This is a genomic window from Klebsiella sp. 28 (assembly GCF_018223905.1).
In the GTDB taxonomy this organism is placed as follows: Bacteria; Pseudomonadota; Gammaproteobacteria; order Enterobacterales; family Enterobacteriaceae; genus Klebsiella; species Klebsiella pneumoniae.
This window is the reverse complement of sequence record NZ_JAGRQY010000160.1, coordinates 1-7,815: the sequence shown is the minus strand read 5'-3', so window position 1 is coordinate 7,815 and position 7,815 is coordinate 1. Positions and strand designations below refer to the sequence as shown.

The window sequence follows — 7,815 nt, the reverse complement described above, 5'->3', positions numbered from 1 at the left end:
GACAGCTGGTTATCGGCCTGGCGGGCTGCTGCGGGATCGAGGGTGATGCCGACCCATGGCGCTTTGAGCAGGACCAGCACCTCCTGGCCCTCATCGAGTCCCAGCTTCTCAGCGCTTTGCGCGGTGATGGCGACGTTCAGGCGGGTTTTTCCGTCAGCCAACAGTACTTCCACGTGCTGCTGCACCTGCTGGCGATCGCGGCCGGTAATGGTGCCGAACCACTGGTTGCGGGCGCTGGTCTGCAGGGAAAAGCGCGAGATGGCCGCCAGCAGGCTATCCAGCGGCAGGGCATCGTCATCGCTGAGTACATCAAACGCTTTCTGCTGGATCTGCGCCAGCAGATCGTACAGCTGGATCAGACGCTGCCCGTAGCGGGTCAGCACCGCGCCGCCGCCGCCCTTTCCGCCGGTGGCGCGATCCACCAGCGGTTGTTCGCTGAGCTGGTTCATCTCATTGATGGCATCCCAAGCGCTCTTATAGCTGATACCCGCATGCTTCGCCCCCTGGCTTATCGAACCGGTCTGGTCAATCTGTTTGAGCAGGGCGATCCGCCGCGGATCGGCAAACAGGCGCTGCTGTAGCTTAAGGGTGAGAAGAATTTCGGCCTGCATAATCGTTTCCTGACAAAAAAGGGTATTGTGACCGATAGTCGCCCACTTGCAAAACCTCTCTGCGCGGTTGGTCATTACCCACCGCACAAATGGGACGTGTTTTTTCGGCTGAAATCGTTACAATCAGGAAATCATACTATCTGGAGTGAACCATGTTAGAACTTTTGAAAAGTCTGGTTTTTGCGGTCATCATGGTACCGGTGGTGATGGCGGTCATCCTGGGACTTATTTACGGTCTTGGCGAAGTGTTCAACCTCTTCTCCGGCGTAGGCCACAAAGATCGCAGCCAGCAAAATCACTGATTTCCCGGCGCCCGGTTTAACCGGGCGCTGTGCTATTTCCCTCCTGTATCATTTCCCTTCGTTTTATTGTCCTGTATCACTATAAAAACGCTTCGCATATCGTTATATTATCGACTACATAACGCATTGACAGGAGAGTAAGATGGCAGGTTCTTGGTTACGCGGGGTTGTCGGGGTATCACTCACGCTGTGCGTCGCGGGTCAGGCGCTGGCGGCAGAGGGTAAAGTGACCGTTTTCGCCGCCGCATCGTTAACCAACGCGATGCAGGATATTGCCCAGGCGTACAAGAAAGAAAAAAACGTCGAGGTCGTGTCGTCGTTTGCCTCGTCGTCGACGCTGGCGCGGCAGATAGAAGCGGGTGCGCCAGCGGACCTGTTTATCTCCGCCGATCAGAAATGGATGGATTACGCGGCAGATAAAAAGGCCATCGATCCGGCAACCCGCGCCACTCTGCTTGGCAACAGCCTGGTGGTGGTCGCGCCGAAAGCCAGTGCGCAGGGGGCGATAACCATTGATGAGAAAACCGACTGGACCAGCCTGCTGAAAGGAGGCCGTCTGGCGGTGGGCGATCCACAGCATGTCCCGGCCGGTATCTATGCCAAAGAGGCACTGCAGAAACTCGGTGCCTGGGAGACGTTGTCGCCGAAGCTCGCCCCGGCTGAAGACGTGCGCGGTGCGCTGGCGCTGGTGGAGCGCAACGAAGCGCCGCTGGGGATTGTCTATGGCTCCGATGCCGTGGCCAGCAAGGGGGTGAAAGTGGTCGGCACCTTCCCGGAAGCCTCGCATCAGAAAGTCGAGTACCCGCTGGCGATTGTCGATGGGCACCGCAATGCGGCCGTGAGCGCCTTCTATGACTACCTGAAAGGGCCGGAAGCGTCCGCTATCTTTAAACGTTACGGATTTACCACCCGCTGATGTTTCTGAGCGAACCCGAATGGCAGGCGGTGCTGCTGAGCCTGAAAGTCTCCTCCCTGGCGGTGGCCTTGAGCCTGCCCTTTGGCATCTTTTTTTCCTGGCTGCTGGTCCGGCGCACCTTTCCCGGCAAGGCCCTGCTCGACAGTATTCTCCATCTGCCGCTGGTGCTGCCTCCGGTGGTGGTGGGGTACCTGCTGCTGGTGGCCATGGGGCGGCGAGGGTTTATTGGCAGCTGGCTGTATGACTGGTTCGGCATCAGCTTTGCTTTTAGCTGGCGCGGGGCGGTGCTGGCGGCGGCGGTGATGTCTTTCCCGCTGATGGTGCGCGCCATTCGCCTGGCGCTGGAAGGGGTGGACGTCAAACTGGAGCAAGCGGCGAGAACCCTCGGGGCCAGCCGCTGGCGGGNNGGCGCGACCATCACGTTCGTTTCCAATATTCCCGGTGAAACGCGCACTCTCCCTTCGGCGATGTACACCTTGATTCAAACCCCGGGCGGGGAGGGGGCGGCGGCCCGCCTCTGCCTCATCGCCATCGGTCTGGCGCTGGTTTCGCTGCTGATTTCGGAATGGCTGGCCCGCGTGAGCCGCCAGCGCATGGGAGGATAATGATGCTGGAGCTGGACTTTACCCAGACCCTCGGTAGCCACTGCCTGCAGATCCGTGAAACTCTGCCCGCCAGCGGGATCACCGCCGTCTTTGGCGTCTCCGGCGCGGGCAAAACCTCGTTGATTAACGCCATCAGCGGCCTGACCCGACCCCAGGCGGGGCGGATCGTGCTCAATGGCCGGGTGCTGAACGACACCGCGCAGCGTATCTGCCTGGCGCCGGAGCAGCGCCGTATCGGCTATGTCTTTCAGGATGCGCGCCTGTTTCCCCATTATAAAGTGCGCGGCAATCTGCAGTATGGGATGGCGAAATCCATGGTCAGCCAGTTCGATAAGCTGGTGGATCTGCTGGGGATTGCGCCCTTGCTGGATCGTCTGCCGGGCCGGTTATCCGGCGGCGAAAAGCAGCGAGTGGCTATCGGCCGCGCCCTGCTGACCGCGCCGGAGCTGCTGCTGCTGGATGAGCCGCTGGCCTCGCTGGACATTCCGCGCAAACGCGAGCTATTGCCCTACCTGCAGCGGCTGGCGCAGGAGATCCATATTCCGATGCTTTACGTCAGCCACTCGCTGGATGAGATCCAGCATCTGGCCGATCGTGTGCTGGTGCTGGAGGCCGGTAAGGTGAAAGCTTTCGGTCCGCTGGAGGAGGTCTGGAGCAGCAGCGTGATGCACCCCTGGCTGCCGGCGGAGCAGCAGAGTACTATCCTTAGCGCCACCGTCGCCGCGCAGCACCCGCAGTATGCGATGACGGCCCTGGCGCTGGGGGACCAGTTGCTGTGGGTCAACCGGCTCGAACGTCCCGCAGGCGACACCGCACGGATCCGCATTCAGGCGTCGGACGTTTCGCTGACACTGGCCCAGCCGTCCGGGACCAGCATCCGCAATATCTTGCGCGCCGAGGTGGCTCAGTGTCTGGAGGTCAACGGACAGATTGAAGTGCAGCTCAGAGTGAGTGACCGTCTGCTATGGGCCAGGATTAGCCCATGGGCGCGGGACGACCTGGCGATAGCGCCAGGTCAGCAGGTGTTTGCCCAGATCAAAAGCGTGTCGATCGCCGCCTGATTACAGCAGTTGGCGGTAGATAAACTCGGCGATGCTGGTGGACTCATTGTCGCCGATGACTATGTTGGCGCGGGCTTTCACCTCGTCCACCGCGTTGCCCATCGCCACCCCGGTGCCCGCCGCTTCCAGCATGCTAAGATCGTTGTAGTTATCGCCGAAGGCCACCACATCCTGCATCGACAGCCCCTGGTCGGCCACCCATTGCGCCAGGCGTTTGCCTTTGCTGTTGCCGGCGCGCGCGATATCCACCTGATCGTGCCACGACCATTCGCACTCGAGGCCCAGCGTCTCGCCAACCTGCTGCGCAAACCGCTGCAGGCGGGGAATGTCGTCATCGGTGAGAGCGAATTTCCATACCGCGTTAACTTCGCGAACCGCCTGCGCCAGCGAATCGACCTGAGCGAAAACCGGACGCTGATCTTCCGGTAACGCCTGCGCCCAGTTGCGGGTGCGGATCACATGCCCGGTGGGGTGTTCATAAAGCATCGCGTCGTCCACATATGCCAGGCCGTGGATCTGCTGTTTGGCGAGCATGGCAGTGAGGCTTACCGCTTGCTCTACCGGCATAGGATCGGCGGCCAAAACCTTTTTTGCGTGATAATCATACAAATAGGTGCCATTACAACAAATTGCAGGTGTATCGAGAGCCAGTGCCTGATAAAAAGGATGGATAGCGACGTGATGACGTCCGGTGACGACGATGACCTGATAGCCTGCCTCTCTGGCGCGGGCCAGCGCCTCCAGCGAAGCGGGCAGAATGGTTTTTTTGCTGGTAAGCAGGGTGCCGTCTAAATCCAGGGCAATCACGCGTGTTGTCATGTGTTATTTCCGGTTGATGTTGAAAAGTGACCTGGCCATGATGGTACACCGCCGTGGCGTCAGGACCAATTTTTCCACATCTGCCGTGAATGTCTGTATGCCCTTTGTGCCGCCGTCCGGCGGAAATTCGGCGGACGATGCGAGTATCATGGGCGGATGTCTTATAATTTTCAGGGTGCTGTTATCCTGAAAATGAAAATTCCACGTGCAGTGAGGGAAGGAGTAGTCATGAAACAAACCGTTTATACCGCCAGCCCGGAAAGCCAACAAATCCATGTCTGGAGTCTTGAAGCGGACGGCAAACTGACGCTGGTGCAGGTGGTTGATGCCCCAGGGCAGGTCCAGCCGATGGTGGTCAGCCCCAACAAGGAATTTCTGTACGTTGGCGTTCGTCCGGAGTTTCGCGTGCTGGCCTATCGCATCACGCCGGATAACGGGGCGTTAACCTTTGCGGGCGAAGCTGCGCTGCCGGGCAGCCCGACCCATATCTCTACCGATCGTCATGGCCGCTTTGTCTTCAGCGCCTCCTACAATCAGGGCTGTGTCAGCGTGACCCCGCTGCACGATGGCCTGCCGGGCGAAACCATCACCGTGGTGGAAGGGCTGGAAGGCTGCCACTCGGCCAATATCTCCCCGGATAATCGCACCCTGTGGGTGCCGGCGCTGAAGCAGGATCGCATTTGCCTGTTTACCCTCAGCGACGATGGTTTCCTTTCGGCACAGGAGCCCGCGGAAGTGACGACCGTCGAGGGCGCCGGTCCGCGTCACATGGTATTCCATCCCAACCAGCAGTATGGTTACTGCGTCAATGAGCTAAACAGCTCGATTGACGTCTGGGAGCTGAAAGATCCTAAGGGCAACATCGAATGTGTACAGACCCTGGATATGATGCCGCCTGATTTTAGCGGCGTGCGCTGGGCGGCGGATATTCATATCACCCCGGATGGCCGTCATCTTTACGCCTGCGATCGTACCGCCAGCATCATCACGGTGTTCAGCGTTTCGGAAGATGGTAGCGGGCTGGCGGTGGAAGGCTATCAGCCTACCGAGACCCAGCCGCGCGGCTTTAACCTCGATCACAGCGGTAAATATCTCATTGCCGCCGGGCAGAAGTCGCACCATATCGCGGTGTACGATATTGTCGGTGAGCAGGGACTGCTGCAGGAGAAAGGCCGCTATGCGGTTGGGCAGGGGCCGATGTGGGTGGTGGTCAACGCCCACTGAACCGCCATCAGGTAAAAGAAAAAACCTCGCCTTAGCGAGGTTTTTTTTGCTCAGAGCGGACAGGCTCTGCGGAGAAGGCGTTGTCCTGGCGGGCCAGAAGCGTGACGACGTTAGATATCGTCCATGGTGTAGCCAACGACAATCTCCAGCGTTTTTCGGATCACGTCCGCGGTCACCACGTCATCGGTGGTTTCCAGCGCCTGAATCAGCCATAAAATAATGGCCTTATTGTTCAGGTGACCCTCGGACTGGAGAATACTGTTGATGGCGAGCGACATGACGGCGGACTCATCAACCAGTTTATCACCGGCGTTACGGAAATAGTCGGAGAGCGCGGTGTCCTGCAGTCTTGCGTAAATATCTGGTTGCTGATGCATAGTCTGTCTCATCACATTCTCACTCTGTTTAATTCACCATGGTTGGGATAATCAGTGGATCTTTTTAGCTTCCGACGGCATGCTGTCTGGCGCCAGCGAACCTCTGGTTTCCCAACGGCCATTGATTTTCTTTACCTGTAAAGGCGCGTACTTCCGCTGACGGATAAGCTTCGCGCAAATTTCTTCGATCACGGCAGCGATGATCTTTCTACGCTGGCGATCTGGTTCTGTCGCCTGCATTAACCGAAGTCGAACCAGCAGGGTCGGGGTGGTAATCGGGCGATTCGTTTTCAGAAGCGCTAGAACCGCCTCGCCGATGATTTCATCGGTTATTTCCTCAGTTTCACTGTTATTCATAACCGTCTCTATGCATGCCACCCTTTTCCTGAATAGGCGAACGGGCATTCAGGTCAGCAGCAGGTTTGTGGAAGCGATCGCCCCTCATCTGCTACTGCGGCGCTGCAACAGGCGACGATCGATGACGTTATTCCTGGCCAGCAAACAGCAGACCAATTAAGGTCTGATAGTGGCTCTCTTCCTCCGGCGCGCGAGCGCGGTCCAGGCGGCTCAACAGTTTGGTGCATAGCGCTTTGCGGTTGAGATGACGCCCTTCGTTAAGAATATCCATCACGATCTGACCCAGGGTTTCCTGCTGGGAAGGCAAAGATGCTTTGTTGAAATACTGGGCAATTGCGTTCGCTGTATCTGGAATGTAACCATTCTGCTGCATATGTGCTCCTTTCATTTCATTCATCTGTTAACTGCCATTAAACTTATACAATAATTATTAACCTGTACACACAAAGTTGCACAATAATGATTCATTTTAGTTTAACTATATGATTTTTAATTGTTTAATTTTTTTTGCCTGGCGCGGTTCTGGCTTGTAAAGGTGGGGTTTAGCGTTGCATGTTGTACAAGGAAAGAAAAAAAGGGAAAACCTTGCACAAAGAAGGGATTTTTAGTGTATCTTTTTTGTTAAGACAAAACGTAGTTTTACGAGACCCTTAGCCTGATAACTGCTACTGTGAATGCTTATCCCTCCCATCTGGAATCACTATGCTAACCACCATCATTTATCGCAGCCATATCTGCGACAATGTCTCATTCAAATCGATCGAGGCCATGGTCGCCAGGGCAAACGAAAGAAATGGGCAGGCGGACGTCACCGGTATTTTACTTTTTAACGGGACGCATTTTTTTCAACTCATTGAGGGGCCTGAAGAAAAGGTTCAGGATATTTATCAGCATATCTGCCAGGATCCTCGCCACTATAATCTGGTGGAGTTGCTTTGCGATTATGCGCCGTCCCGTCGTTTTGGTAAGGTCGGGATGGAACTGTTTGATTTACGCGAACACGATCGCGAGGAAGTTCTGCAGGCGGTGATGGACCGGGGGACGTCAAAATATCAGCTCACCTATGATGACCGGGCGCTGCAATTTTTCCGTACTTTTGTCGAAGCCACAGAAAAAGCGAACTATTTTGAGATTCCTTCCGCAGATAGTTGGGTTTTTATTCCTGATAAGGAGACGTTCTATCCTGATACCCCGATTATCGATAATACGGAAGGTTGTTCCTTTGCCTTCCAGCCGATTGTCGACCCTTTCGCCTGCGAAATTATTTCGTGGGAAGCGCTGTTGCGTACACCGGACGGGCAATCCCCCGGCGCCTATTTTGCCGGGCTGACCGGGGACGATATTTATCTCGCTGACCTGCACAGTAAACGGGTGGCGTTGTCGCTGGCGGGAAAATTAGGTTTACGTAATAAGGCGTTAAGCATTAATTTACTGCCGATGACCATGGTCAAAGCGCCGAATGCGGTGGCTTTCCTGCTCGACGAAATTAGTCGCAATGACCTTATTCCGGAGCAGATTATTGTCGAGTTCACTGAGCGGGAAG

General features: G+C 56.4%; 11 protein-coding genes. 6 read left to right on the top strand and 5 right to left on the bottom strand.

Annotation, left to right across the window (positions count from 1 at the left end):
• On the bottom strand, positions 1-611 hold a 611-nt coding region (gene modE / locus KHQ28_RS23315), incomplete at its 3' end, for a molybdenum-dependent transcriptional regulator (RefSeq protein WP_211777696.1).
• Between the two features lie 152 nt (positions 612-763).
• On the opposite strand from modE, the gene KHQ28_RS23310 reads away from it, so the two are divergent.
• The 4 genes from KHQ28_RS23310 (at position 764) to modC (ending at position 3,495) form a co-directional block, all read left to right on the top strand.
• The gene (locus tag KHQ28_RS23310) at positions 764-913 is read left to right on the top strand and encodes an AcrZ family multidrug efflux pump-associated protein (protein WP_002895156.1); all 150 of its coding nucleotides are present in this window, start codon (positions 764-766) and stop codon (positions 911-913) included.
• 142 nt (positions 914-1,055) lie between these two features.
• Complete coding sequence (modA, locus tag KHQ28_RS23305; protein ID WP_004176834.1) at positions 1,056-1,829, top strand: molybdate ABC transporter substrate-binding protein; 774 nt, start codon at positions 1,056-1,058, stop codon at positions 1,827-1,829.
• Positions 1,829-2,434 (top strand): molybdate ABC transporter permease, encoded by a 606-nt coding sequence (locus tag KHQ28_RS23300; protein ID WP_211777695.1) that lies wholly within the window; start codon positions 1,829-1,831, stop codon positions 2,432-2,434. Before modA ends, KHQ28_RS23300 begins: the two co-directional genes overlap by 1 nt.
• 2 nt (positions 2,435-2,436) lie before the next feature.
• Positions 2,437-3,495, top strand: coding sequence for a molybdenum ABC transporter ATP-binding protein ModC (gene modC / locus KHQ28_RS23295; protein WP_004179075.1), 1,059 nt, complete (start codon positions 2,437-2,439; stop codon positions 3,493-3,495).
• On the opposite strand, the gene KHQ28_RS23290 is transcribed toward modC, so the two are convergent.
• Complete coding sequence (locus tag KHQ28_RS23290) at positions 3,496-4,314, bottom strand: pyridoxal phosphatase (RefSeq protein WP_002895164.1); 819 nt, start codon at positions 4,312-4,314, stop codon at positions 3,496-3,498. It abuts the gene before it with no gap.
• A gap of 228 nt (positions 4,315-4,542) precedes the next feature.
• Between KHQ28_RS23290 and pgl the strand changes: the two genes are divergently transcribed.
• Entirely contained in the window at positions 4,543-5,538 is a 996-nt protein-coding gene (gene pgl, locus KHQ28_RS23285) for a 6-phosphogluconolactonase (protein WP_032419175.1), read from the top strand.
• A gap of 110 nt (positions 5,539-5,648) precedes the next feature.
• Here pgl and KHQ28_RS23280 read toward each other — a convergent pair whose 3' ends face one another.
• The 3 genes from KHQ28_RS23280 to ycgZ form a co-directional block, all read right to left on the bottom strand.
• Positions 5,649-5,915 carry a biofilm development regulator YmgB/AriR family protein gene (locus tag KHQ28_RS23280; protein WP_002895168.1) on the bottom strand — a complete coding sequence of 89 codons (267 nt, stop codon included), beginning with the start codon at positions 5,913-5,915 and terminating at the stop codon, positions 5,649-5,651.
• A 51-nt stretch (positions 5,916-5,966) separates the two neighbouring features.
• On the bottom strand, positions 5,967-6,272 hold the full coding sequence (locus KHQ28_RS23275; protein ID WP_004147654.1) for a hypothetical protein: 306 nt from the start codon (positions 6,270-6,272) through the stop codon (positions 5,967-5,969).
• 127 nt (positions 6,273-6,399) lie between these two features.
• On the bottom strand, positions 6,400-6,645 hold the full coding sequence (gene ycgZ, locus KHQ28_RS23270; RefSeq protein ID WP_004151693.1) for a regulatory protein YcgZ: 246 nt from the start codon (positions 6,643-6,645) through the stop codon (positions 6,400-6,402).
• 329 nt (positions 6,646-6,974) lie between these two features.
• Between ycgZ and KHQ28_RS23265 the strand changes: the two genes are divergently transcribed.
• Positions 6,975-7,815, top strand: an 841-nt coding sequence (locus tag KHQ28_RS23265) for a diguanylate phosphodiesterase (protein ID WP_211777694.1), incomplete at its 3' end; no start/stop codon positions are given.

What these genes read in the sequence shown, in the direction of transcription:
- KHQ28_RS23310 (WP_002895156.1), top strand. Translation starts at nt 764, where the DNA reads ATGTTAGAACTTTTGAAAAGTCTGGTTTTTGCGGTCATCATGGTACCG.
- modA (WP_004176834.1), top strand. Translation starts at nt 1,056, where the DNA reads ATGGCAGGTTCTTGGTTACGCGGGGTTGTCGGGGTATCACTCACGCTG.
- modC (WP_004179075.1), top strand. Translation starts at nt 2,437, where the DNA reads ATGCTGGAGCTGGACTTTACCCAGACCCTCGGTAGCCACTGCCTGCAG.
- KHQ28_RS23290 (WP_002895164.1), bottom strand. Translation starts at nt 4,314, where the DNA reads ATGACAACACGCGTGATTGCCCTGGATTTAGACGGCACCCTGCTTACC.
- pgl (WP_032419175.1), top strand. Translation starts at nt 4,543, where the DNA reads ATGAAACAAACCGTTTATACCGCCAGCCCGGAAAGCCAACAAATCCAT.
- KHQ28_RS23280 (WP_002895168.1), bottom strand. Translation starts at nt 5,915, where the DNA reads ATGCATCAGCAACCAGATATTTACGCAAGACTGCAGGACACCGCGCTC.
- KHQ28_RS23275 (WP_004147654.1), bottom strand. Translation starts at nt 6,272, where the DNA reads ATGAATAACAGTGAAACTGAGGAAATAACCGATGAAATCATCGGCGAG.
- ycgZ (WP_004151693.1), bottom strand. Translation starts at nt 6,645, where the DNA reads ATGCAGCAGAATGGTTACATTCCAGATACAGCGAACGCAATTGCCCAG.